Origin of the sequence: Exiguobacterium sp. s168, assembly GCF_018619035.1 — a bacterium.
In the GTDB taxonomy this organism is placed as follows: domain Bacteria; phylum Bacillota; class Bacilli; order Exiguobacteriales; family Exiguobacteriaceae; genus Exiguobacterium_A; species Exiguobacterium_A acetylicum.
Window position 1 is genome coordinate 136,056 of the sequence record NZ_JACSNE010000004.1, and the last position, 22,571, is coordinate 158,626.

Sequence of the window (22,571 nt, forward strand, 5' to 3'; positions counted from 1 at the left end):
AAAAGTTGAAAGAATGTGCGGAAATGAAGTGTTCTGACAAGTCAAATGATTCATTATTCCGCTAGAATAGACAATAAGAGGTGAGAGACGTGAAACCAACAGTGAAATTAGAAGGTGTAACAAAGGTGATCGGAAAAAAGACGATCATTGATAATATCTCGTTTGAGATTCAACCAGGTGAAGTCTTTGGCTTCCTTGGACCGAACGGGGCAGGAAAAACGACGACGATCCGGATGCTCGTCGGCTTGATCAAACCGACGTCCGGTAAAATCACGGTCTGTGACTTCGACGTCCGCAAACAGTTCGTCCAAGCGATGGAGCGGATTGGCTCGATCGTTGAAAATCCAGAGTTGTATAAGTATTTGACGGGTCGCGAAAATCTACAAGTCTTTGCCCGGATGTTACCGAATGTCGATGATGCCCGGATTCAGGAAGTCATCGATCTCGTCGATTTGACGGCGCGTGTTGATGATCAAGTCCGGACATACTCGCTCGGGATGCGGCAGCGTCTCGGAATCGCACAAGCATTACTCGGACGACCGAGCGTCTTGATTCTCGACGAACCGACGAATGGTCTCGATCCGATGGGGATTCGGGATTTACGTCAATTCATCCGCCGGCTCGTCGAGGAAACGGGACTGTCGGTCCTCGTCTCGAGTCATATCTTGGCTGAGATCGAAATGCTTGCCGATCGAGTTGCGATCATGAGTTATGGCAAAATCGTTCAAGTCGGAACGGTCAAGGAACTGGTCGAGTCGCTCGCACCAGGCGTTGACTGGCGTGTCGATGATGCCTTTAAGGCAAATGAGATTTTATCAGCATCGGATCAAGTCCAAGTGTCCGAAGTCGTCGATGCGAATACGGTTCATACTTTGATGGATGCAAGCAAGACACCAGCGCTCAACAAACAGTTGCTCGAAGCAGGTGTCGAAGTCTGGACGATTGAACGGAAAGTCCAAACGCTCGAAGATCTGTTCATCACGTTAACGGGAGGCGATCACATTGCGTAATCCGAACATGATCGGTCTCGTTCGAAATGAAGTGACGAAAATCGCTTCAAAACGTCGTTTTGCTGTCGTTGCGATCATTTTGATCGTCCTTGTCTCGATGTTTACGTACGCACAGTACCGAGACATCCAGGAACAAATCAAAAAGCAAGGAACGCTCGATTGGCGGGTTGAGTTACAACAAGACATCGTCGACACGCAGAACCGTCTTGCTTCCAGCAGTATTCAAGATGAGTTCCGTCAGTTCCTTGAGTTTGACCTAAAACAGAATCAATATTATCTCGATAACGACATCAACCCGAACTATCCGGGAGCCCCGACGTTCATCCGAATCTTCTTCTCGCAAGGATTGACGCTGATCTTACCGCTGTTCATCATCGTCATCATGGCGGATATCGTCAGTGGGGAGCAAAATGACGGAACGATCAAGACGCTACTGTCGCGACCAGTCCGGCGCTGGAAGATCCTGATGGCGAAATGGTTGACGGTGTTACTCTATACGTCGATGCTGATGGCATTGACCGTCGCCGTCTGTTACGCGATATCCGGGATCGTCCTCGGCTATGACGGATGGACCGCACCGATCTTGACCGGTTTCCAAGCTTCACCGAGCGGTACGTTCTCGACGGAGTTCGTGCATACGTTACCGATGTGGGAGTACCTCTTGATGGCAGTCGGTCTAGCGTGGATCGTTACAGCTGTCGTTGGAACGATTGCCTTGATGGTCTCTGTTCTCGTCAAAAACACAGCGACAGGGATTGGGATCATGATGGCAGTCTTGATTTCCGGTACGTTACTGACGACACTCGGTTCAAGTTGGACGAGCTCGAAATATCTCGTCAACGTCAACTTCGGACTGATCAACTATCTCGATGGACAAGCACCACCGATCGAAGGGATGACGCTTCCGTTCTCCCTTGCCGTCCTCGGTTGTTGGACGGTCGCGGCACTAGTCGTTGCGTTCTGGAACTTCACACAAAAAGATATGTATTAAGACGAACGGGTCCACCTATAGAGGGGGACCCGTTTTTCATGGATGAAGCGACAAACGATCGTATGTCTCGATTATTTTTTGATACTGAAGTTGTGTCGATAACGAAGCATCTACTATGAGAATCGGGGAAATTGACCGGTCCATTTGATACTGGTGTTCTGCGAACGTACCGATCATCGATGGGTCCGTCGCCGTGTGATACGTCCGGCACCAGTCAAGGAATTCATTGGAGCCTGTAAAATCTGGGTATCGTGCTGCTTCGCGTGCGATGAGACGTTCCATCCGAACCGATTCGTCGAGCGACAGGAAGACAAGCAAGTCCCGATTGATGAAACCGTCCGGATGCCAGGCGAAGACAGAACCGGAGACGATGTAATCGTTGTAAGACATAAGATCTGCTTCATACATGGAAAATCGCTCGGAGACGTCTCGCTTTTCAGTGAACGTCGTATCTTTCCAAAGATAATGGTCTGTATCAATCCAGGGAATCTGTTCAGCTTTCCCGATGAAGGCGCCCAGTGTACTTTTTCCGGTACCTGATCCACCAATGATTTGAATACGCACGATAATCGGCTCCTTTCGAAATAATGTATCGGCACGCAGAACAGGCCCGGGCATGATGCCGGACCTGTCGCTTGGAAGAACGAATTCTTCCTATGTCGCCTCGTGCAAGCACAAGACATGGAATCGAGAGGCAGTGCCTCTAATAGGAAGCCGATGCAGGTCAGCTTCCGCGCTACGTACCAATCGTACTTTTATCATACTGATTCCAAGAATTGGTGTCAAACCTGCTCGAAAGGGTTTACAAACCGTTCAAACCGTCAAAAGAGAGAATAACGATGACTAGAGGAGGAACGACCATGGCAGATTGGGGCATCATGCTGACAGGCGTCGTCATTTGTGGGTGGTGCATCTTTAGTGCCATCTATGACGATTTTATCCGTCGCGTATAAGACGAGCAAACGTGAACCGTCTAAGGAGGGCGGTTTTTTTGTTGATTTTTTTAATCCGAGTAAGTGGCTGTGGTACACTCGAATCAGAATGAAAAGATAGAGAATGGGTGAAGAAAAATGAAGAAACAACCAGTCATCGTCATCGTCGGACCGACTGCAGTCGGAAAAACGAAGACGGGCATTGAACTAGCCAAGCGATTAAACGGAGAAGTCTTATCTGGAGACTCTGTCCAAGTCTATCAAGGGATGGATATCGGATCGGCGAAAGTGACGACCGAAGAGATGGAAGGGGTGCCGCATCATCTGCTTGATCTCGTTACACCGGATGATGAGATGAGTGTAGCGCGTTTCCAGACGGTTGCCCGAGCGACGATCGATGAGATCGCAAGTCGGGGGAAGTTACCGATCATCGTCGGTGGAACAGGGCTTTATATCCGTTCGATTTTATATGATTATCAGTTCACCGAGCAGGCAGAAGATCCAGCCTTACGGGCTGAACTCGAAGCGTATGCAGCGACACATGGAGCGAATGCGCTACATGATCAGTTGAAGGAACTTGATCCGGTGCGTGCCGAAGCGATTCATCCGAATAACATTCAGCGGGTCGTGCGGGCGATCGAGGTCGCGCGGACGGGTCAGACACAAACGACCGGTAGTAAGCCTGCACTTTACGAGAGTCTACTGTTCGTCCTACACATGGAAGACCGGGATCGCTTGTATGATCGGATCGATCAGCGAGTAGATATGATGGTCGAAAGTGGACTTCTTGAGGAAGTGGCGCGTCTTGACGCTGCAGGGTACCGTCAGACGAAGGCGTTGCAAGCGATTGGTTATAAAGAGATGTTACCGGTCCTTGACGGGGCACCACTCGATCCTGCCGTCGATATGCTGAAACGGAACACGCGACGCTTCGCTAAACGTCAATTGACGTGGTTCCGTCACCAATTTGATGGCGTTTGGGTGGATATGGGAAAGTTTTCATTTGAAGAAACGTTCAAAATTATCTATGATAGAACTGTAGAGTTTCTGAAAGCGGTTAAATAAGAGTTGCCCGAAGACAGAAACAGATAAAAAGAGGGGGCACGGGGAATCATGAAAGCGACATACAACATTCAGGACGTCTTTTTAAATCAATTACGGAAAGATGCAGTCCCGACAACGGTTTTCTTAATCAGCGGGTATCAATTACGGGGGCTGATCAAGTCATTCGATAACTTCACGGTCATCTTGGAGTCGGAAGGCAAACAGCAGTTGATCTACAAGCACGCGATTTCGACGTTCGCACCAGCGCGCAACGTGACGTTATATGAGCAAGAAGAGACACAAGAAGTCTCTCGCTAAGTAAAAAAGACGACCGGGGGGTCGTCTTTTTTTGTTCACTTCATTATTTATACGCTGGCTGAGCAAGCGTACGAAGAACGTCGACAGGATATCGTTCTAAGTCAAGGATATCAAGTCCGATGAATCCGGTATGATCGGTTTCAGCAAAGTAGAACGCAACTCCTTGGAGGTGACACGAACTTTTCGGAATCGTGTTTTGCAATCGGAGCGAGAAACGATCTGTATGTTCTGCGTATAAGAATGCTTGTGAATGGACGGCGCGGATCACATTCGCTTCTTCATTGAAAAATTCGATTCCGACGATGCGTCCCTCTTGATAAACGTCTACGTTGAGGAATTCATTTTCTTCTAGCTCGTCCGTTTCTTCAATTGCGGGAGTAAATGTTTCTGGGAAGAGATATAGATATCCCATTTTTGCTTTTTGATCATAAGTCATTCGAATCGTCATTCATGTCACTTCCAAGTCTAATGAATTTTTTACAACAACGGTGTCAGTTCCTCGACCGCCTCTTCATAACGTCGGAGCGAGACATCCTTATAGAGGCATGTCTTCTGCAGACGTTCTTCCTTCGTCATCTCGTCCTGATATGTTTTCAGGATAAAACTGTTGCGTAACATCGACGGTGTCAAGATCCGCTTGTTATCGGACCGTTCATTCAGCTGACGCATCATCTTCGTAATCATGACGATCGACAATTGCTTCGGTGCATTTTTGCTGTAGACCCAGCGGAATGTCATCCGAGCGAAGTCGAAGGCGACAAAAAAGGGATCGGTACTGTGATAACGGGGTCGGACCGGCTCCGGAATCGTCTTCAAGTAACGCAGCATGATGTCTTGATCTTCCCACTCGAGGTGAAGCAGATAACGATTGCCAAGTCGATCATGAACGGTCATCTCTTGCTGGGCGAAATTGAGGTCATGCATCTTCAAACCAATGATATGATGAACACGTAAGCCATAGCGATAAAACAATCGAAGGATCAGTTCGTTTCGATCGATTAAAAACGGACGTGCCTTCAATTGATGTTCCGTCAAGCCGCGATCAGATTGATTCGTCCGCACCAATTGCTCGTATTCCTTGAAGGAAGCGACGTGTTTTGCCGTTAATTCGTGCGTCGGTTGTGCGTATTCGATCAGCTTCGCTTTCGTTTGCCGAATCTGGTAATTGACTTGATTGATGACGGTGACGATTCGAGCGACCGTCGCTTGCTGGTAGAGTTTCTCTTCGATCAAGTACTCATTGATGAACGTCTTCCACGTCTCGATTGAAATCGCCTTGAAATCGTCGATCGTCTCGAGTGGTTGGTCGACATCGGTCATATAGCGATGGACTTCGATGAGATCATAGCGATAGCGTCGGACGGTCGAAAGTTGCCGTCCACTTGTCGTTAGATAAAACAGGTAGCGTTCAATGAACTCTGGAAGCGTATACGACTGTTCGCGTGCCATCGTTTTCCTCCCTTTCCTCATGGTGTTTCTTCCATCATAAACCGAACGAATGTTTCCTGTCCAAAAAAGTTCAGACGAACCGGTGCCTGTGGTATGATAAAGGGCGCAGTACGTCTTTACTCGTGAAAGGAATGATATTATGTCAGAACGCGTCATCGTCGTTGGTTGCCAGCTCCCCGATGTCCCGGACCATGTCTATGAAGAATCGGTCGCGGAGCTCGAAGCACTCGTAACGACTGCGCATGGTGTCGTCGTCGGTCGTTTGGATCAAAAACGACAAGCGATTGATCGCCGTACGTTCATCGGAAAAGGAAAGGTTGAAGAACTCGTTGCTTTAGCAGACGAACTTGAACCTGATTTAATCATATTCAATGCCGAGGTCACGCCCGGTCAGATGAAGAATATCCGGATCGCCTTATCGGACCCGGAAGCCATCAAATTGATTGACCGGACGCAGTTGATCCTCGATATCTTTGCTGGTCGTGCCCAGTCGCGCGAAGGGAAGTTACAGGTCGAACTGGCACAGATGAGTTATCTGTTACCACGCCTAGCCGGGCAGGGTACACAACTGTCACGTCTTGGTGGCGGAATCGGGACACGTGGACCAGGTGAGTCGAAACTTGAGACGGACCGCCGTCATATCCGGCGTCGCGTTGATGAGATCTCGAAACAACTCGAGACATCCGTCGCGCACCGTGCCCGTTACCGGGAACGTCGCAAAGAGAACCAGACATTCCAAATCGCGCTCGTCGGTTATACGAATGCCGGTAAATCAACGATCTTCAACCGGTTGACACAAGCCGACACATACGAGAAGGATGAGCTGTTCGCGACGCTCGATCCGTTGACACGTCAAGTCGATTTGCCGGAAGGTGGTCAAATCCTCCTGACGGATACGGTCGGTTTCATTCAAGATCTCCCGACGAAGTTGATCGCGGCGTTCCGCTCGACCCTTGAGGAAGTGCTGGAAGCCGACTTGATCCTCCATGTCGTTGATGCGTCGAGTGAGCATTACTTGAATCAGATGCAGACGACGAACGATGTCCTCGATGAACTCGGTGCCGGTGACATTCCGCAACTGGAAGTCTACAACAAGAAGGATCAATTGAACCGCTTGTTCACAGGTGGAAAACTGCTGATTTCTGCGCTTGACCCGCAGGATATCGAGCGCTTGATCGAAGAGATCGAACGGTCAATCAGCGAAATCCTCGAGTATCTCGAGATTCGCATTCCAGTTGACGGATTTGCCCATTACAATCCGGCGAAGGAAGTCATGATGAATTTGAAGGAATCGTTCGAAGAAGATGGTTCCGTCATTCTAAAAGGTTACTTGCGTAAAGATACGCGTCTATATGCGACATTGAAACAATACGAGGTGTAAACATGTTTTCAGAATTAACCCATTACGAAACGCTTCGTCCGCTCATTGACCGGGCGGAGGAACAGATCGCTCCGTACGTCAAGAAGGCGCAAGAGGTCGCGGAATATAATCAATTCCGTGTCCTCGATGCGTTTCGGCGTCACAAGGTCAGTGATTTTCATTTCATGCCGTCAACTGGCTATGGTTACAACGATGAAGGACGCGATACGCTCGAACGCATCTATGCCGACGTCTTCGGTGCGGAAGCCGGTCTTTGTCGTCCACAAATCATCAGCGGCACCCACGCAATCGGTATCGCATTGTTCGGTTTATTGTTGCCGGGCGATGAACTGCTCTATATTACAGGAAAACCATACGACACGCTCGAAGAGATCGTCGGAATTCGTGGTGATGGACGCGGTTCATTAAAGGAACTGGGCGTCCACTATGATGTCGTCGAGATGAAAAACGCCGAGACGATCGACGTACCGGCCGTTCTCGAACGGATCACACCGCAGACGAAGGTCGTCGGGATTCAGCGTTCAAAAGGGTATGCGACGCGACGCAGTCTACCGGTTAATGAAATCGGTGAAGCGATCGCCGCCATCAAAGACGCTCATCCCCATGTCTTGATTTTCGTCGATAACTGCTATGGTGAATTCGTCGAGACGATCGAACCGACGCACGTCGGGGCAGACTTGATGGCAGGGTCGTTGATTAAGAATCCGGGTGGTGGTCTTGCGAAGACTGGCGGTTATCTCGTCGGTCGAACGGACTTGATCGAACGGGCATCGTTCCGGATGACGACGCCAGGGATTGGCGCCGAAGCCGGTCCATCGTTATCCGCACTTCCGGATATGTATCAAGGTTTCTATATGGCACCACATACGGTTAGCCAAGCGTTGATGGGTGCGATGTTCACGTCAAGCATGCTCGGTCAGTTCGGCTTTGACACGGCACCGCACCATACGGCAGAACGGACGGATTTGATTCAATCGGTCTCGTTCCATGCGCCGGAGCCGATGATTGCCTTCTGTCAGGCGATCCAAGCTGCTTCACCCGTCAATGCACATGCGTTACCGATTCCGGATTATATGCCGGGATATGCGGACGATGTCATCATGGCAGCAGGAACGTTCGTACAAGGCTCATCGATCGAGTTGTCAGCGGATGGTCCGATCCGTGCACCCTATACTGCATACGTCCAAGGTGGTTTAACGTATAGCCACGTCAAGATCGCGATCATCTCAGCCGTCAATCACTTGATGGAAAAACAATTAATTCCAGAAAAAAACGTTTAATACTAGCATATCTCGTGAAAACGACCTCTGAACGACTTCGAGTAAAGTGATTAAAAAAGTTGTGTTAACTTTTCTTACATCGCTTGACAAGTTGCCTGACAGAGGTTTATTCTCATGGAGTAAGGAAAAAGGAGGAACCACATGGCAGACTCATCACGCCAGTCCAAGCCACTATTTCCCATCGGAGTCGTTCAAGAGTTGACCGCGTTATCTGCCCGCCAGATCCGATATTACGAAGAACAGGGACTGATTAAGCCGGAGCGGACAGAGACGAAGCGTCGCCTCTATTCGTTCAACGATGTCGATCGCCTGTTGTCGATTAAGGAATACCTGGATCAGGGACTGAATATCGCAGGGATCAAATTGATTTTTGAAAACGATCTCGTCAAACGCGAACGCGTTGCGGAGAGCGTCGTCGAGACGCGCCCGGAACTATCTGACGGCGAATTGTATAAACTCCTGAAAAATGAATTGAAGGAAGCAGGACGACATGGAAAGACGTCGCTCATCCAAGGTGAGCTCGGGCGTTTCTTCAAGTAAGGACCTGTAACCATATAAAAACGAATCGGAGAGGGGATTTGTCACATGACACGTCGCAACATTACACGAGAAGACATTTTGAAAATCGCTAAAGCTGAGGATGTACGCTTCATTCGCTTACAGTTCACAGATATCCTCGGAACGATCAAGAACGTTGAAATTCCAGTAAGCCAATTGGAAAAAGCACTTGATAACAAAATGATGTTCGATGGTTCATCGATCGAAGGATTCGTCCGGATCGAAGAATCAGATATGTATCTCTTCCCAGACTTAAACACATGGGTCGTCTTCCCATGGACAGAAGATGGAACAGGGAAAGTTGCACGTTTAATCTGTGACATCCATAATCCGGATGGCTCGCCGTTCGCAGGAGACCCACGTGGTCAGCTCAAACGGGTACTTAAAGAGATGGAAGAACTCGGTTTCACATCATTCAACGTTGGACCAGAGCCAGAATTCTTCCTCTTCAAGAAAGATGAAAAAGGTCGTCCGACACTTGAATTGAACGACCAAGGTGGATACTTCGACCTCGCACCAGTCGATCTTGGTGAAAATTGCCGTAAAGAAATCGTCATCGAGCTCGAGAACATGGGCTTTGAAATCGAAGCATCACACCACGAAGTCGCTCCAGGTCAGCACGAAATCGACTTCAAATATGCGGATGCGATCACGACAGCGGATAACATCCAAACGTTCAAACTTGTTGTCAAGACGATCGCGGCGAAGCACAACTTGCACGCGACATTCATGCCAAAACCACTCTTCGGAGTCAACGGATCAGGAATGCACGCGAACATGTCGCTTTTCAAAGGCAACGAGAACGTCTTCTTCGATGAAGGCAACGAAGAAATGCAATTGTCGGATGATGCACGTGCCTTCACAGCAGGTATCCTCAAACACGCACGTGCCTTCACAGCGGTTTGTAACCCGACAGTCAACTCATACAAACGTCTTGTTCCTGGCTACGAAGCGCCTTGCTACGTCGCATGGTCAGCCCGTAACCGTTCACCACTCGTCCGTGTTCCTGCAGCACGTGGACTCTCGACTCGTATCGAAGTTCGTTCAGTCGATCCAGCAGCGAATCCGTACCTCGCGCTTGCGACATTGCTCGCTTCAGGTCTCGACGGAATCAAGAACAACTTGAAAGCACCGGCTCCAATCGACCGTAACATCTACGTCATGGACAAACCGGAACGCGTTGCGAACGGAATCGATGATCTTCCATCAACACTCAGCCACGCACTCGAAGTCTTGAAAGCGGATGACGTCGTCATGCATGCTCTCGGCGATCACATCGCAGAGCACTTCGTTGAATTGAAAGAAATCGAATGGGATATGTTCCGGACGCAAGTCACGGAATGGGAACGCGATCAGTACATGGTCTTGTTCTAATCCAACTCAAGCACTTCTGGACTTTTGTCTGGAAGTGCTTTTTTCATGTCGTCGACAGGGATTGAGTCAAGGATATGGAAAGATACAAGAGTACAAAGAAAGGGAGACGATACATCATGAAAAAAGGATATGAAGGCAAAGAGATCACGGTCTATTTTGATTCGGAAGTCTGCATTCATTCCGGTCATTGTGTACGAAGTCTACCGACCGACCGTCTTTGATGTCAAACGGCGTCCGTGGATTGAAGCGGACGGGGCGCCGGTGGAAGACGTCATGCGCGTCGTCGATGGTTGTCCAAGCGGCGCCTTATCTTACGAACGGAGGGAAGCAAATGGAGCTGAAACGAGCGGAACGTAAAATCGAAGCCCATCAGGAAGGTGAAGTGATTGGAGAAATCACTTACAGCGATACGAACAACGGCATGTGGATCATCGATCACACGTATGTTGATCCCGCGCACCGGAACCAACAGATTGGGGAACAACTCGTTGCCGAGATCGTCAACTGGGCACGGGAAGCAAACGTCAAGCTACTGCCGTTATGTCCGTTTGCGAAAAAAGAGTTTGAACATCAATCAGATTATCAGGACGTACAAGCAAATACGTGATCATAAAAATCTCCTCCGGTCTCTCAAGACTAGAGGAGATTTTTTCGAGTCATTGTTTGTGATCTCTGACTTTCATTTTGCGAGAAACAACCATCGCACCGAAATAGGCGATGACGTACAACACGACCAGTCCTTGTTTTAGCATATAAGGTAGATCCATTTGATTTAACAGTAGAAAACTAGCGCACGATAAAATTAAAAAAGGTATTAACCACTTGTTCGGCACATCAGCACCTCCTTTAATATCCATTTATTTCCATTTTGAGGATAACATAAAATATTTACCGGAATATGTTAAAGATGAATAACTTGCTTACAGATAAATCCTTAGAAACGCCATCGTGACGACACCGGTGACGACCGTCCAAGAAAGACTTTTACTGAAAATCGCGACTGCCATCGTCGGTAGGGCGGCGAAGACATGAAGCGTCGAAATCGTCGGGAACGCGTCGTCTTGCGCGATAAGTAAATTTTGAAAGAAGAGGGCGCCAAGCAGGCAGACGGGAATGAACGAGAGCCATTCCGTTACAAGGCGCGGTAACGTCAGTCCATGAAGGACGAGAAACGGTAAGATACGTGGAATCCAAGTGACGAGTCCACAAGCTAAAAAGAGACCGATTAATTCTGGGCGGATTTCCATCGTGAGATCACGACTCCTATACTAGCGCCACCGAGTGTCGCGCAAAGAACGGCGACTTCCGCAGAAAAGTAGCGCATGGTGATGTAAAGCAAAAGTAAGACGATCAATAAGAGGCAACTATTCAAGGCAATGCGGGTACGTTCTCCTTCAAATTGTAAGTACAATAAACCGATGAACATCGCCGTCAGAGCAAAGTCGAGACCGAAGCGCTCGGGATCAGGAAACCAGCTACCGACAAGTGCACCGAGAACGGTTGCGATAATCCAGCTAAGATACGCGGTCAGATTTAAGCCATGCATGAAGGACGGTGAGATCTTCCCTTTTTGCGCAGTATTCATTGCGACAGCGAACGATTCATCTGTCAGTAACGTCCCGGTACCGAGTCGATCACGAAGGTGGCGTGTCTCGACGTGCGGAGCGAGCGTCAGACTCATTAACAAGTGCCTGAGATTGACGATGAATGTCGTCAGAATGATGGCAGAGGCGGGACTATTCAACAGCAAGAGACTCGTGATGATGAATTGAGCGGCGCCGGCATAGATGAAGACGGACATGAATCCGACTTCAAGAGGGGATAAGCCGGAGGCACGACCGACGATCCCTGCGGAAAAGCCGATGCCGATATAGCCAAGGACGGTGGGTAGACAGGCGCGGACACCTGCTTGAAAGGCTGATGACATTCGATTCCTCCTCTTTTTTAAGAGCATAGCATTCGTGCGGTATATCGTCACCAACTGGTCAATATTTTCATCATTTTTTTCGACATACTCGACTTGATTTGGTGGTAAAGAGTAAGTGGTACGGCAAAATCAGTTAGGTAAAGGAGCGTTTTTCATGCACAAATTAATGAAAGATTCAAACCGGTTCGTTTCAGACATGGTCGACGGACTCGTACTTGCTCACCCTGATTTGTATAAAAAAGTCGAAGGTGTTAACGTCGTTGCGCGGAAAGTACCACTGGACGGAAAAGTCGGTCTTGTCTCTGGTGGGGGAAGCGGTCACGAACCGGCACACGCTGGATTCGTCGGGGACGGTATGCTTGCTGCGGCTGTTTGTGGGGAAGTGTTCACTTCACCGACACCCGACATGGTGCTTGAAGGCATCAAGGCAGCTCATGGGGGAAAAGGTGTCCTACTCGTCGTCAAGAACTATTCAGGTGACGTCATGAACTTCGATATGGCGAAGGAACTTGCTGAACTCGAGGATATTGAAGTTGATACGGTCGTCGTTAATGATGACATCGCGATCAAAAAGGAAGAGGATCGTCGTGGGGTCGCAGGAACTGTCTTCGTCCATAAGATTGCCGGTGCTGCAGCGGCAGAAGGAAAATCACTAAGTGAAGTCAAAGCAGTTGCGGAAAAAGTCATCAAGGGCGTTCGTTCGATTGGAATGGCACTCTCACCATGTTACATGCCGGAGAGCGGCAAGCCAGGCTTTGAGTTGCATGATGACGAGATGGAGATCGGAATCGGGATCCACGGTGAAAAAGGACTTGAACGAAAAGCAGTCGCTTCCGTTGATGCGATCGTCAAAGAGTTGCTCGATCGTTTGACAAAAGAAGTACCAGACAAAAAAGTCGCCGTCATGGTGAATGGGATGGGCGGAACACCAGAATCCGAACTGTACATCACGTATAAATATGTCGCGGAAGAACTTGAGGCGCATGGTTACGAGATTGCCCGCTCATTCGTTGGAAACTATATGACATCGCTTGAGATGCACGGGTTCTCAATCACGCTCTTACCAGTGGATGATGAACTGCTCGGATATCTCGATGCAGAAACGAAAGCGATTGGATTCTAATTCAGATAAACGGGGTGTACAAAGATGAAGTTGACGACGGAACAGTTACGAAGCGCGCTCATCAAAGCAGCGGAACAGATTGAACAGCACAAGGATGAATTGACGGACCTTGACCGGGAAATCGGGGACGGGGACCACGGGATCAATATGTCACGTGGCTTCCAAGCAGTCCAAAAGACGTTAGAAGAACACGGCGAGTATGAGGACTTAGGAGCTTTATCGAAAGAGGTCGGGATGACGCTGATCAAGACGGTCGGTGGGGCATCCGGTCCTTTGTACGGTACGGCATTCGTTAAGTTCGCTGGTGCGTTCAAAGGGAAAACAGAAGTCGAAGGTGCAGAACTCGCGGATGCTTTCCATGAAGCGACGGAAGGCATCAAATCGCGTGGAAAATCGGAATTCGGTCAAAAGACGATGGTCGATATTTGGACACCGTTCCAAGAGGCGCTCTCGCAAGAAGGGGATTTGAAAGCGGCAATCGATCAAGCGCTTGCTGATACGAAAGCGCGTATCGCAACGAAAGGGCGTGCGTCTTATTTCGGTGAAGCGACGGAAGGTGTCCAGGACCCAGGTAGTCTATCAAGTGCGTTGTTACTTGGCGAAATCGCGGAGGTGCTTCATGGTTAATCTTGTACTCGTTTCCCATAGTGAAAAGCTCGCGATTGGACTAAAGGAACTGTTGGCAGAGATGGCGCCGGATACGCCAGTCTTAGTAGCAGCAGGTCTTGAGGACGGTAGCATCGGAACGGACGCGACTCGAATCGAAGAAACACTAAATACACTGGACGATGATGGAGTCGTTTTAACGGATATCGGTTCTGCGACGATGAACACGGAACTGGCCCTTGAACTATATAGTGGCGAACGGACGGTTCGGTTTATCGACGCACCACTCGTCGAAGGCGCGTTTTTAGCGGCTGTTCTTAGCGGGCAGTCGAAATCCGTTGATGAGATTGAAGACGGATTGAAAAAAGAGTTTAGCAAATAAGGATCAAATCCCCCTTGCTTCAATGCAATGGGGATTCTTTCATATCTGAATGAAATGGTGGTATGAAAATTGTAATCATAATGCATGTACATAAATAGGATAGTAAAAGAATGTAAACCATAAGGTGAGTTCTTGAGTTATACGTTAAGGAAAGCAGACACTGAAATCAAAAAGCAGACATTCATCCACTTATTATTACTGGCTGATGAATCTATCAATAAGATTTATGAATACTTACCTAACGGTGACCTGTATTATCTCGAAGATTCATCTGGGCATGTAGTAGGTGTTATTGTTATGACCAAAATTAATCAAGATACAATGGAGATAAAAAACGTTGCCATCAAAAAAGAACACCAGGGTCAAGGGTTAGGAAAGAGGATCATCTCATTAACGCTCGAACAATATAAGGAACAAGAGTATCATCATTTCATCGTAGGAACGGCTAATTCGAGTATTGATAATTTAGCTTTCTACCAAAAGCTTGGTTTCCGGCTATACGACATAAAAAAAGATTTTTTTCGGTCGTATCCAGAGGAAATCTGGGAGAACGGAATACAGGCAATCGACATGCTCATGCTAGAGAAAAATGAGTGATCCACATTATATGTTGAGGGGAATACATGGGAACTCTTCTATGCGAATGAGTAGCACAAAGAATTATGATGTATGTGCTGCGGTGGTACATTCTAGTCTGAGTCTGGTGTTGGAAGAATGATTATATTGTAGTTTCTATAAGACAGTGAAAACCCGGTCCCTCTGCAAAAGGGACCGGGTCAATTGTTTTATTTTGATGGTTTGAAGACCATTGTCGCTTCCACTGCTTTTTGCCATCCGGCATAGCGTTGTTCACGATCGTCTTCTTTCATCTCTGGTTTGAACTGGTGATCCAGCTTCCATTGTTGTTTGATCTCCGCTTTATCTTTCCAGTAACCAACAGCTAATCCAGCAAGGTAGGCTGCACCAAGTGCTGTCGTTTCGTTGATTTCTGGACGATCGACAGGAACGCCGAGAATGTCCGATTGGAACTGCATCAAGAAGTTGTTGGCTACAGCACCACCGTCGACACGGAGTGTCTTCAGTTCGATCCCAGAATCTTGTTCCATCGCTGTTAACACGTCGCGTGTTTGGTAAGCGAGTGATTCAAGCGTTGCCCGAACGAAATGCTCTTTATCTGTTCCTCGTGTTAAACCGAAGATTGCGCCACGAACATCTGAATCCCAGTACGGCGCACCGAGACCAACGAAGGCAGGAACGACATAAACACCGTCTGTTGAGTCGACTTTCGTTGCGTAACCTTCTGAATCTTTCGCATTTTTCAGCATCCGGAGTCCATCACGGAGCCACTGGATTGCAGAACCAGCTACGAAAATCGAACCTTCCAGCGCATATTCCACTTTTCCATCGACGCCCCAAGCGATCGTCGTCAAGAGTCCATGATCAGAAGAAACAGCTTTCTCACCTGTGTTCATGAGCATGAAGCAACCTGTTCCGTATGTGTTTTTCCCTTCACCCGCTTCGAAGCACGTTTGACCGAAGAGTGCTGCTTGTTGGTCACCCGCAATACCAGCGATTGGCACTTCGTAACCGAAGAAGTGATACGGTACTGTTTTGTCGTAGACTTCACTCGACTGACGAACCTCTGGCAACATCGAAGCAGGAACACCGAGGATATCGAGTAACTCTTCATCCCATTTTTGTTCGTAGATGTTATACATCAATGTTCGTGAAGCGTTCGTGTAGTCCGTGATGTGCGTTTTTCCACCAGACAGTTTCCAAACGAGCCACGTATCGATCGTACCGAAGAGCAATTCACCGTTCTCTGCTTGCTCACGTGCACCTTCGACATTGTCGAGGATCCATTTAACTTTCGTACCAGAGAAGTAGGCATCAATCAGAAGTCCTGTTTTGTCGCGGAACTTCTGGTTCAAACCTTGTTCTTTTAAGTCGTCACAGATACCAGACGTTTGACGCGATTGCCAAACGAGTGCGTGATAGACCGGTCTGCCTGTTTCTTTGTTCCAGACAACTGTTGTTTCACGTTGGTTCGTGATGCCGATTCCAGCGATTTGCTCAGGTTTGATATCTGCTGTCCCGAGTGCTTCGGCCATGACGGCAAGAATCGAACCCCAGATTTCGTTTGCATCATGCTCGACCCAGCCTGGTTGTGGGAAGTACTGTTTGAATTCCCGTTGTGCCGAGTTGACGATTTTCCCATCGTGATCGAAGATGATCGCACGTGAGCTTGTCGTACCTTGGTCGAGTGCTAGGATATACTTGTTTTCCATTTCGAAATCCCCCTTGAGCGGTATGTGTTAGTGAGATGTGATCTTAGTAGATCAATTGATAGATGAACACGGCAATCGCTCCACCGATGATCGGACCGACGACAGGAATCCATGAATAGCCCCAGTCAGATGAACCTTTATTCGGAATCGGTAGGATAGCGTGCGCGATACGCGGTCCAAGGTCACGAGCCGGGTTGATGGCATACCCTGTTGTACCACCGAGCGAGAGACCGATGACGACGACGAGTAAACCGACGATGAGTGGTTTTAAGCCATCTCCGAACGTTGTTAAACCAAGTGCCAAGATACCGAAGACGAGAACAAATGTCCCGATGATCTCAGAAATCAAGTTCGACGGCGTATGACGAATCGCTGGACCTGTTGCGAACACACCGAGTTTTGCAGCTTGATCATCAGTCGCTTCAAAATGTTTCATGTAATGAAGCCAAACGAGAATGGCGCCGATGAAAGCTCCGACAAGTTGTCCGGCAATGTAGATCGGAACGTCTGCCCACGGTAGGTCAGAGTTCAAAGCAAGTGCAATCGTCAATGCGGGGTTCAAGTGTGCTCCACTTTCAGCAGCGACGAATGCTGCTGTCATGACGGCAAGACCCCAAGCGAATGTGATGACGATCCATCCGCTGTTTTCCGATTTCGTCTTTTTCAAGACGACACCGGCGACGACTCCATCCCCGAGCAGGATGAGGATCATCGTACCGATCATTTCTAGTACAAAGTTATTCATGCAAAAACCCTCCCTTTGGATTAAAGTAGATAATGGCCTTTCTACTTTAAATTACTCCGAATTGAGAACGTTTTCAATACATATAATTGAAATATAGGAATGGAAATTTTTCATTTTGATGTTTAAAGATACGAAAAAGTGGATAAGAAAACACCTCTTCCTGCCTGCGAGCAAGCAAAAGAGGTGTTACCGACGACGTTTTTTTCTTTTTTTAGGTCGAAACCAACTGCTGGAATAATCTAGTAGGATATGAATCGTACTTGCCACCATGATACCGACGACGAATGCAGGCAAGGAAGCGAACCACGAATCAATCGTAGCAGAATCAAGAACCTGAAAATATAGACTTAAAAATAGTAGCGGAATCAGAATCGCAGCACTGTAAAGAAGCCGGATGATGTCTCCGATGATCAGTCCATGTGACCAGATCGATCGGTGAGGCATGATCTTGACATACGGCATCCACAAGACTCGAAATGGTCCAAAGCGATAATACGGTTCTGACTTTAAATCGAGGTCGGGTGACAACCAAAGGGTACCGACAGCGATACCGATGGCAGTCGGTAACCAATCGGTTTGTTGCGTTGCGACCGAATACGCAACGTAACCCGTCAGTGCGACGGTATTGACAGTATCATGTACATTTCCTGAAGGCATGAAAAAAGACCAGTCGTAACTGGTCCCTCCGTCAATGAATCGTCCGATACACGCCGATTACCTTACCAAGAATGGAGACATTATCGAAATACATCGGATCCATCGAGTCATTTTCTGGTTGTAGACGTACCTGTTGATCTTCTAAGAAGAACCGTTTCACCGTCGCTTCGCTATCTTCGGTCATAGCTACGACGATTTCTCCGTTTTCTGCTGTGTTTTGTTGGCGCACGATGACACGATCGCCGTCAAGAATACCTGCGTTAATCATCGATTCACCATCGATTGTCAACATGAAGACCGTCTCATTTCCTACATAATGTGCAGGGAGCGGAAACTGTTCTTCGATGTTTTCAATCGCTGTAATCGGAAGACCCGCTGTGACTTTCCCGATGACGGGAACATGGACGATGGCTTCCGTGATTTCTTCAGGCTTATCAAGCAATATCTCAATCGCACGTGGTTTCGTCGGGTCACGGCGAATCATTCCCCGTTTCTCGAGTCGATCCAAATGACCGTGTACCGTCGAGCTAGACGCGAGTCCGACTGCTTCTCCGATTTCACGAACTGATGGTGGATACCCCTTCAGTTTCACTTCAGAGACGATGTAGTCGAGAATCTCTTGTTGGCGCTTAGACATTTTCCGCATACGAATTGCCACCTCTTTCTGGATTGAAGTTTGAAATGTAAGAATATATGTTTCTAAATTCACTATAACATAGAACAAATGAGCGTACAAACAATTGTTCGACATTTTGTGTTGACCGAACACGGGTTCTGTGTTTATTATGAGTTATGCGAACAATTGTTCCGCGAACATTTATTCTAAATCATTCATTTCATATTTGGAGGGATTCATGATGATTCATACGATTCGTACTCATGCTTTTTCAATTCTCTTCTATGCATTAAGTATTGCCTTCGTGATCTTTTTACTCACACCACGCCCGGATGAAAAGGTAGCGCAACTGATGACCGCTTCCGTTACGGTCGATGAGAACGCTACAGTCGAACAAATTGCTGAAGTCTACAATGATGGTTCGATGTCAGATGAAGAATACGTCAACTGGTTGATCAAAAATAATGATGTCGAGACAAAACACGTCATCTCAAAAAGCAAAATCGTTGTACCAATCGCACAACAATGACAAAATGGAAAAGTTGTGAAAGAACGAACAGGGATGTGAGGTACGATGAAGGTCGTGATTTATTGTCGGGTGTCGACCGAAAAAGAAGCACAAGATAGTTCGATTGAACGCCAACGGATGGAGCTTTCCAAGGTCGCGTCTCAAAAGGGTTTTGATGTCATAGACATCGTCTCTGAAAAAGAGAGTGGATATGACGTTGATCGGGAAGGAATGCTGACGGTTCTTGACCATGTGACACGTGATGCGGTAGATGCGGTACTCGTGACGGATGACACACGAATTGGTCGGGGGAATGCGAAAATCGCTATTTTGCACACGTTTAAGAAGCACGGTGTTCGGTTGATGACACTTGATTCGGATGGAGAATATCAGCTTGCTGATGCAGAAGCGATGGTCCTTGAGATCGTCTCGCTCGTTGAAGAATATCAACGGAAACTGCACAATGCAAAAATCGCCCGTGGCATGCGGCGAGCGGTCGAACAAGGCTTTCGTCCGGAACGTAATCTCAATCGTCAAGGAGAGAACGCCGGGCGTAGTCGAAAAGACGTACCGATCGAAGAAATCGTACGTCTCCGAGAACTCGGGTTGACGTTTTCAGATATCGCTATTACGCTTCGCGGGATGGGGCATGATATCTCAAAAGCAACGGTCAATCGTCGATATCTTGAATACCGCGAATTGACGCCTAGTTCGGAATGAGAAGCAAGTAACCCGTCGACTGACGCGGTTAACTTGCTTTTTTTAGTAAGCTCTTTTACAGTAAGAATACAATTGAACTACTCAAGTTTGAGTCGTACAGAAAGAGGGATTCCATGTTATCACAAGAACAATTAGATCGAATCAATGCATTAGCGAATAAATCAAAAGTTGAGCCGTTATCGGAAGCCGAAACAGCCGAGCAAAAAGAGTTACGTGCAGCGTATCTCGCAGCATTCCGTGGATCGTTCAAAAACCAACTCATGGGCATGAAGATCGTCGATGAAGAGGGGACGGACGTAACACCAGAGAAGTTGAAACAAGCACAAGAAGAAGAACGGAATAAACAATAATCGTTTGTTTCTTCTATAGAAGAAAGAGGTCTCGCGTCAAGCGGACCTCTTTTTTGTTAGAGCGGTTAGATAAGGAAACATTGTACGATAGCAATACATCTTAATAACGATCTTTCATCAATTCATGCATCCTGTATGAGTCGATAGAACGGCTATAGATAGCGCATTCATTTGAATGTGACATACTATTTAGAAAAGTTGTATCACATTTAAGAGTGTGCTAAAATGAGTAGGAATTTGTGAAAAAGAGAGAGGATGATTGTTTTGACGAACATGACGACAGTAGAACAATTAGCAATTAATACGATTCGTACCTTATCGATTGATGCCGTACAAAAGGCGAATTCGGGTCACCCAGGTATGCCAATGGGAGCAGCGCCGATGGCATTCTCGCTTTGGGCGGATCATATGAACCACAACCCTAAAAATCCAGAATGGTTCAACCGCGACCGTTTTGTACTTTCAGCCGGACACGGTTCGATGCTTCTCTACTCACTCCTCCACCTATCGGGATATGATCTATCAATGGATGATCTTAAATCATTCCGTCAATGGGGATCAAAAACACCAGGTCACCCGGAATATCGTCACACGGCTGGTGTAGATGCGACGACAGGTCCACTTGGTCAAGGGATTGCAATGGCAGTTGGTATGGCGATGGCAGAACGTCATCTTGAAGCAAAATACAACCGTGACGATCTCAATGTCGTCGATCACTTCACATATGGAATTTGTGGAGATGGAGACTTAATGGAAGGTGTCTCAGCTGAGGCGGCTTCACTCGCAGGTCACCTTGGTCTTGGTAAATTGGTCGTATTGTACGATTCAAACGATATCTCACTTGACGGCGATCTCGATAAATCATTCTCTGAAAACGTCCAGAAGCGCTTCGAAGCGTACAACTGGCAAGTCATTCGCGTAGAAGACGGAACGGATATCGATTCGATTTCGAAAGCAATCGCGGCGGCAAAAGCAGAGACGACAAAACCAACGTTGATCGAAGTCAAGACAGTCATCGGCTTCGGTTCACCGAACAAGTCAGGGAAATCGGCTTCTCACGGTGCACCACTCGGTGAAGCGGAAATCAAATTGACGAAAGCTAGCTACATTTGGGATCACGAAGAGTTCTACGTCCCTGAAGAAGTCAAATCATTGTTCGACGAGCGAATCGTCCAACGTGGTGCTTCTGCGGAAGACGCATGGAACGAAACGATGAAACAATACGAAGCAGCGCATCCAGAATTGCATGCGGAACTCGTTCGCGCAATCGCAAACGAATTGCCAAGCAACTGGGAAGCAGATCTTCCGACGTACGACTTGTCATCGAAAAAAGCGACACGTCAAACGAGTGGTGAAGTCTTGAACGGTCTTGCGAAGAACGTTCCGACATTATTCGGTGGTTCAGCTGACCTTGCAGGATCGAACAACACGATGCTCAAAGGCGAAGCAGACTTCGATATCGACCCAAGCGGTCGTAACATCTGGTTCGGTGTACGTGAATTCGCAATGGCTGCGGCTGTCAACGGTATGGCCCTTCACGGTGGCGTCATTCCTTACGGCGCGACATTCTTCGTCTTCTCGGATTACCTCCGTCCAGCTGTTCGTTTAGCAGCATTAATGGGACTTCCATCAATCTTCGTCTTGACACACGACTCGATCGCTGTTGGGGAAGATGGTCCAACACACGAGCCAGTCGAGCACTTGATGAGCTTCCGTGCAATGCCGAACGTCACGATCTACCGCCCAGCAGACGGAAAAGAGACGATCGCAGCATGGAAAACAGCGGTTCAAGCAAAAGACAAACCGACACTTCTCGTCTTGACACGTCAAGGTCTTCCTGAACTGGAAGGTACGACGACAGAGGGCGCTGAAAAAGGTGGTTATGTCATCGCTGGTGACGTCACGAAAGCTGATACGCTCTTAATTGGTACGGGTTCAGAAGTTCACCTTCTTGTCGAAGCACAAAAAGAACTTGGTGAATCAGCAGCTGTCGTTTCGCTTCCATCATGGGAAATATTCGAAGCACAGTCAGCAGAGTACAAAGAATCAGTTCTTCCGAAACACATCACGAAACGTGTAGCGATCGAAGCAGGGGCTTCACTCGGTTGGTACAAATATGTAGGAACAGAAGGACAAGTCATCGGAATCGATCGTTTCGGCGCATCTGCTCCTGGAGACTTCCTCTTGAAAGAATACGGCATGTCTGTTGAGAACGTATTAGCGACAGTCAAGCAACTCGGATAATCACTTCCGGAAAAAACGGGTCCGATCTTACGTCGGGCTCGTTTTTCATCTATTATCATCTATGCAAA

28 protein-coding genes are annotated in these 22,571 nt (G+C 47.8%); 19 read left to right on the forward strand and 9 right to left on the reverse strand.

What is annotated here, in order from left to right:
• Window positions 1-89: 89 nt before the first annotated feature.
• Together KNQ15_RS04455 and KNQ15_RS04460 are read left to right on the forward strand one after the other, a co-directional pair.
• Complete coding sequence (locus KNQ15_RS04455) at window positions 90-1,010, forward strand: ABC transporter ATP-binding protein (protein ID WP_029341234.1); 921 nt, start codon at window positions 90-92, stop codon at window positions 1,008-1,010.
• The gene (locus KNQ15_RS04460; protein WP_034785942.1) at window positions 1,003-2,001 is read left to right on the forward strand and encodes an ABC transporter permease; all 999 of its coding nucleotides are present in this window, start codon (window positions 1,003-1,005) and stop codon (window positions 1,999-2,001) included. The genes KNQ15_RS04455 and KNQ15_RS04460 overlap by 8 nt, the downstream gene beginning before the upstream one ends.
• A 36-nt stretch (window positions 2,002-2,037) precedes the next feature.
• Here KNQ15_RS04460 and KNQ15_RS04465 read toward each other — a convergent pair whose 3' ends face one another.
• Window positions 2,038-2,565 carry a P-loop NTPase family protein gene (locus KNQ15_RS04465; RefSeq protein ID WP_214727984.1) on the reverse strand — a complete coding sequence of 176 codons (528 nt, stop codon included), beginning with the start codon at window positions 2,563-2,565 and terminating at the stop codon, window positions 2,038-2,040.
• A gap of 506 nt (window positions 2,566-3,071) precedes the next feature.
• Between KNQ15_RS04465 and miaA the strand changes: the two genes are divergently transcribed.
• Both miaA and hfq read left to right on the forward strand, forming a co-directional pair.
• Window positions 3,072-3,998: a tRNA (adenosine(37)-N6)-dimethylallyltransferase MiaA gene (gene miaA / locus KNQ15_RS04470; protein WP_029341237.1), complete on the forward strand. Its 927-nt coding sequence runs from the start codon at window positions 3,072-3,074 to the stop codon at window positions 3,996-3,998.
• A 48-nt stretch (window positions 3,999-4,046) separates the two neighbouring features.
• Window positions 4,047-4,295, forward strand: coding sequence for an RNA chaperone Hfq (gene hfq, locus KNQ15_RS04475; protein WP_023467753.1), 249 nt, complete (start codon window positions 4,047-4,049; stop codon window positions 4,293-4,295).
• A 43-nt stretch (window positions 4,296-4,338) separates the two neighbouring features.
• On the opposite strand, the gene KNQ15_RS04480 is transcribed toward hfq, so the two are convergent.
• Complete coding sequence (locus KNQ15_RS04480) at window positions 4,339-4,743, reverse strand: DUF2283 domain-containing protein (RefSeq protein ID WP_214727986.1); 405 nt, start codon at window positions 4,741-4,743, stop codon at window positions 4,339-4,341.
• A 29-nt stretch (window positions 4,744-4,772) separates the two neighbouring features.
• Window positions 4,773-5,744, reverse strand: coding sequence for a site-specific integrase (locus tag KNQ15_RS04485; RefSeq protein WP_214727988.1), 972 nt, complete (start codon window positions 5,742-5,744; stop codon window positions 4,773-4,775).
• 139 nt (window positions 5,745-5,883) lie between these two features.
• Between KNQ15_RS04485 and hflX the strand changes: the two genes are divergently transcribed.
• The 7 genes from hflX (at window position 5,884) to KNQ15_RS04515 (ending at window position 10,944) form a co-directional block, all read left to right on the forward strand.
• The gene (gene hflX / locus KNQ15_RS04490) at window positions 5,884-7,125 is read left to right on the forward strand and encodes a GTPase HflX (RefSeq protein ID WP_214727998.1); all 1,242 of its coding nucleotides are present in this window, start codon (window positions 5,884-5,886) and stop codon (window positions 7,123-7,125) included.
• Window positions 7,126-7,127: 2 nt separating this feature from the next.
• On the forward strand, window positions 7,128-8,405 hold the full coding sequence (locus tag KNQ15_RS04495) for a methionine gamma-lyase family protein (protein ID WP_035408732.1): 1,278 nt from the start codon (window positions 7,128-7,130) through the stop codon (window positions 8,403-8,405).
• A gap of 141 nt (window positions 8,406-8,546) precedes the next feature.
• The gene (locus KNQ15_RS04500; protein WP_023467758.1) at window positions 8,547-8,945 is read left to right on the forward strand and encodes a MerR family transcriptional regulator; all 399 of its coding nucleotides are present in this window, start codon (window positions 8,547-8,549) and stop codon (window positions 8,943-8,945) included.
• Window positions 8,946-8,990: 45 nt separating this feature from the next.
• Window positions 8,991-10,337 carry a type I glutamate--ammonia ligase gene (gene glnA / locus KNQ15_RS04505; RefSeq protein ID WP_056060529.1) on the forward strand — a complete coding sequence of 449 codons (1,347 nt, stop codon included), beginning with the start codon at window positions 8,991-8,993 and terminating at the stop codon, window positions 10,335-10,337.
• Window positions 10,338-10,411: 74 nt separating this feature from the next.
• On the forward strand, window positions 10,412-10,558 hold the full coding sequence (locus KNQ15_RS17015; protein ID WP_353048887.1) for a (4Fe-4S)-binding protein: 147 nt from the start codon (window positions 10,412-10,414) through the stop codon (window positions 10,556-10,558).
• Complete coding sequence (locus tag KNQ15_RS04510) at window positions 10,494-10,694, forward strand: (4Fe-4S)-binding protein (protein ID WP_251137587.1); 201 nt, start codon at window positions 10,494-10,496, stop codon at window positions 10,692-10,694. The genes KNQ15_RS17015 and KNQ15_RS04510 overlap by 65 nt, the downstream gene beginning before the upstream one ends.
• Window positions 10,669-10,944 (forward strand): GNAT family N-acetyltransferase, encoded by a 276-nt coding sequence (locus tag KNQ15_RS04515; protein WP_035398130.1) that lies wholly within the window; start codon window positions 10,669-10,671, stop codon window positions 10,942-10,944. Before KNQ15_RS04510 ends, KNQ15_RS04515 begins: the two co-directional genes overlap by 26 nt.
• A 313-nt stretch (window positions 10,945-11,257) precedes the next feature.
• Here the strand turns inward: KNQ15_RS04515 and KNQ15_RS04520 are convergent, their stop codons facing one another.
• Together KNQ15_RS04520 and KNQ15_RS04525 are read right to left on the reverse strand one after the other, a co-directional pair.
• Entirely contained in the window at window positions 11,258-11,584 is a 327-nt protein-coding gene (locus KNQ15_RS04520) for an AzlD domain-containing protein (protein WP_214728000.1), read from the reverse strand.
• On the reverse strand, window positions 11,563-12,264 hold the full coding sequence (locus KNQ15_RS04525) for an AzlC family ABC transporter permease (protein WP_214728002.1): 702 nt from the start codon (window positions 12,262-12,264) through the stop codon (window positions 11,563-11,565). The genes KNQ15_RS04520 and KNQ15_RS04525 overlap by 22 nt, the downstream gene beginning before the upstream one ends.
• Window positions 12,265-12,418: 154 nt before the next feature.
• On the opposite strand from KNQ15_RS04525, the gene dhaK reads away from it, so the two are divergent.
• From dhaK to KNQ15_RS04545, 4 genes are all read left to right on the forward strand, one after another.
• Window positions 12,419-13,387 carry a dihydroxyacetone kinase subunit DhaK gene (gene dhaK / locus KNQ15_RS04530; RefSeq protein ID WP_035408722.1) on the forward strand — a complete coding sequence of 323 codons (969 nt, stop codon included), beginning with the start codon at window positions 12,419-12,421 and terminating at the stop codon, window positions 13,385-13,387.
• A 24-nt stretch (window positions 13,388-13,411) separates the two neighbouring features.
• Window positions 13,412-14,014 (forward strand): dihydroxyacetone kinase subunit DhaL, encoded by a 603-nt coding sequence (dhaL, locus tag KNQ15_RS04535; protein ID WP_029341247.1) that lies wholly within the window; start codon window positions 13,412-13,414, stop codon window positions 14,012-14,014.
• On the forward strand, window positions 14,007-14,375 hold the full coding sequence (gene dhaM, locus KNQ15_RS04540) for a dihydroxyacetone kinase phosphoryl donor subunit DhaM (RefSeq protein WP_214728004.1): 369 nt from the start codon (window positions 14,007-14,009) through the stop codon (window positions 14,373-14,375). The genes dhaL and dhaM overlap by 8 nt, the downstream gene beginning before the upstream one ends.
• A 132-nt stretch (window positions 14,376-14,507) precedes the next feature.
• A complete protein-coding gene (locus tag KNQ15_RS04545) occupies window positions 14,508-14,972 on the forward strand; it encodes a GNAT family N-acetyltransferase (protein WP_214728006.1) in 465 nt (154 codons plus the stop codon).
• A 188-nt stretch (window positions 14,973-15,160) separates the two neighbouring features.
• On the opposite strand, the gene glpK is transcribed toward KNQ15_RS04545, so the two are convergent.
• From glpK to lexA, 4 genes are all read right to left on the reverse strand, one after another.
• Window positions 15,161-16,663 carry a glycerol kinase GlpK gene (glpK, locus tag KNQ15_RS04550; RefSeq protein ID WP_214728008.1) on the reverse strand — a complete coding sequence of 501 codons (1,503 nt, stop codon included), beginning with the start codon at window positions 16,661-16,663 and terminating at the stop codon, window positions 15,161-15,163.
• Window positions 16,664-16,706: 43 nt separating this feature from the next.
• Window positions 16,707-17,408, reverse strand: coding sequence for an MIP/aquaporin family protein (locus KNQ15_RS04555; RefSeq protein ID WP_023467768.1), 702 nt, complete (start codon window positions 17,406-17,408; stop codon window positions 16,707-16,709).
• A 186-nt stretch (window positions 17,409-17,594) separates the two neighbouring features.
• Window positions 17,595-18,065 carry a metal-binding protein gene (locus tag KNQ15_RS04560; protein ID WP_047391185.1) on the reverse strand — a complete coding sequence of 157 codons (471 nt, stop codon included), beginning with the start codon at window positions 18,063-18,065 and terminating at the stop codon, window positions 17,595-17,597.
• Between the two features lie 31 nt (window positions 18,066-18,096).
• Entirely contained in the window at window positions 18,097-18,711 is a 615-nt protein-coding gene (lexA, locus tag KNQ15_RS04565) for a transcriptional repressor LexA (RefSeq protein WP_023467770.1), read from the reverse strand.
• 211 nt (window positions 18,712-18,922) lie between these two features.
• On the opposite strand from lexA, the gene yneA reads away from it, so the two are divergent.
• The 4 genes from yneA to tkt all read left to right on the forward strand — a co-directional run bounded on the left by yneA (window position 18,923) and on the right by tkt (window position 22,503).
• The gene (yneA, locus tag KNQ15_RS04570; protein WP_023467771.1) at window positions 18,923-19,210 is read left to right on the forward strand and encodes a cell division suppressor protein YneA; all 288 of its coding nucleotides are present in this window, start codon (window positions 18,923-18,925) and stop codon (window positions 19,208-19,210) included.
• Window positions 19,211-19,255: 45 nt separating this feature from the next.
• Entirely contained in the window at window positions 19,256-19,909 is a 654-nt protein-coding gene (locus KNQ15_RS04575) for a YneB family resolvase-like protein (RefSeq protein WP_214728010.1), read from the forward strand.
• Between the two features lie 113 nt (window positions 19,910-20,022).
• On the forward strand, window positions 20,023-20,259 hold the full coding sequence (locus tag KNQ15_RS04580; RefSeq protein WP_035398122.1) for a DUF896 domain-containing protein: 237 nt from the start codon (window positions 20,023-20,025) through the stop codon (window positions 20,257-20,259).
• Window positions 20,260-20,514: 255 nt separating this feature from the next.
• Window positions 20,515-22,503, forward strand: a complete 1,989-nt coding sequence (gene tkt / locus KNQ15_RS04585; RefSeq protein ID WP_214728012.1) for a transketolase — start codon at window positions 20,515-20,517, stop codon at window positions 22,501-22,503.
• Window positions 22,504-22,571 lie beyond the last annotated feature (68 nt).

What these genes read in the sequence shown, in the direction of transcription:
- miaA (WP_029341237.1), top strand. Translation starts at nt 3,072, where the DNA reads ATGAAGAAACAACCAGTCATCGTCATCGTCGGACCGACTGCAGTCGGA.
- hfq (WP_023467753.1), top strand. Translation starts at nt 4,047, where the DNA reads ATGAAAGCGACATACAACATTCAGGACGTCTTTTTAAATCAATTACGG.
- KNQ15_RS04480 (WP_214727986.1), bottom strand. Translation starts at nt 4,743, where the DNA reads ATGACGATTCGAATGACTTATGATCAAAAAGCAAAAATGGGATATCTA.
- KNQ15_RS04485 (WP_214727988.1), bottom strand. Translation starts at nt 5,744, where the DNA reads ATGGCACGCGAACAGTCGTATACGCTTCCAGAGTTCATTGAACGCTAC.
- hflX (WP_214727998.1), top strand. Translation starts at nt 5,884, where the DNA reads ATGTCAGAACGCGTCATCGTCGTTGGTTGCCAGCTCCCCGATGTCCCG.
- KNQ15_RS04495 (WP_035408732.1), top strand. Translation starts at nt 7,128, where the DNA reads ATGTTTTCAGAATTAACCCATTACGAAACGCTTCGTCCGCTCATTGAC.
- KNQ15_RS04500 (WP_023467758.1), top strand. Translation starts at nt 8,547, where the DNA reads ATGGCAGACTCATCACGCCAGTCCAAGCCACTATTTCCCATCGGAGTC.
- glnA (WP_056060529.1), top strand. Translation starts at nt 8,991, where the DNA reads ATGACACGTCGCAACATTACACGAGAAGACATTTTGAAAATCGCTAAA.
- KNQ15_RS17015 (WP_353048887.1), top strand. Translation starts at nt 10,412, where the DNA reads ATGGAAAGATACAAGAGTACAAAGAAAGGGAGACGATACATCATGAAA.
- KNQ15_RS04515 (WP_035398130.1), top strand. Translation starts at nt 10,669, where the DNA reads ATGGAGCTGAAACGAGCGGAACGTAAAATCGAAGCCCATCAGGAAGGT.
- KNQ15_RS04520 (WP_214728000.1), bottom strand. Translation starts at nt 11,584, where the DNA reads ATGGAAATCCGCCCAGAATTAATCGGTCTCTTTTTAGCTTGTGGACTC.
- KNQ15_RS04525 (WP_214728002.1), bottom strand. Translation starts at nt 12,264, where the DNA reads ATGTCATCAGCCTTTCAAGCAGGTGTCCGCGCCTGTCTACCCACCGTC.
- dhaK (WP_035408722.1), top strand. Translation starts at nt 12,419, where the DNA reads ATGCACAAATTAATGAAAGATTCAAACCGGTTCGTTTCAGACATGGTC.
- dhaL (WP_029341247.1), top strand. Translation starts at nt 13,412, where the DNA reads ATGAAGTTGACGACGGAACAGTTACGAAGCGCGCTCATCAAAGCAGCG.
- dhaM (WP_214728004.1), top strand. Translation starts at nt 14,007, where the DNA reads ATGGTTAATCTTGTACTCGTTTCCCATAGTGAAAAGCTCGCGATTGGA.
- glpK (WP_214728008.1), bottom strand. Translation starts at nt 16,663, where the DNA reads ATGGAAAACAAGTATATCCTAGCACTCGACCAAGGTACGACAAGCTCA.
- KNQ15_RS04555 (WP_023467768.1), bottom strand. Translation starts at nt 17,408, where the DNA reads ATGAATAACTTTGTACTAGAAATGATCGGTACGATGATCCTCATCCTG.
- KNQ15_RS04560 (WP_047391185.1), bottom strand. Translation starts at nt 18,065, where the DNA reads ATGCCTTCAGGAAATGTACATGATACTGTCAATACCGTCGCACTGACG.
- lexA (WP_023467770.1), bottom strand. Translation starts at nt 18,711, where the DNA reads ATGCGGAAAATGTCTAAGCGCCAACAAGAGATTCTCGACTACATCGTC.
- yneA (WP_023467771.1), top strand. Translation starts at nt 18,923, where the DNA reads ATGATTCATACGATTCGTACTCATGCTTTTTCAATTCTCTTCTATGCA.
- KNQ15_RS04575 (WP_214728010.1), top strand. Translation starts at nt 19,256, where the DNA reads ATGAAGGTCGTGATTTATTGTCGGGTGTCGACCGAAAAAGAAGCACAA.
- KNQ15_RS04580 (WP_035398122.1), top strand. Translation starts at nt 20,023, where the DNA reads ATGTTATCACAAGAACAATTAGATCGAATCAATGCATTAGCGAATAAA.
- tkt (WP_214728012.1), top strand. Translation starts at nt 20,515, where the DNA reads ATGATTGTTTTGACGAACATGACGACAGTAGAACAATTAGCAATTAAT.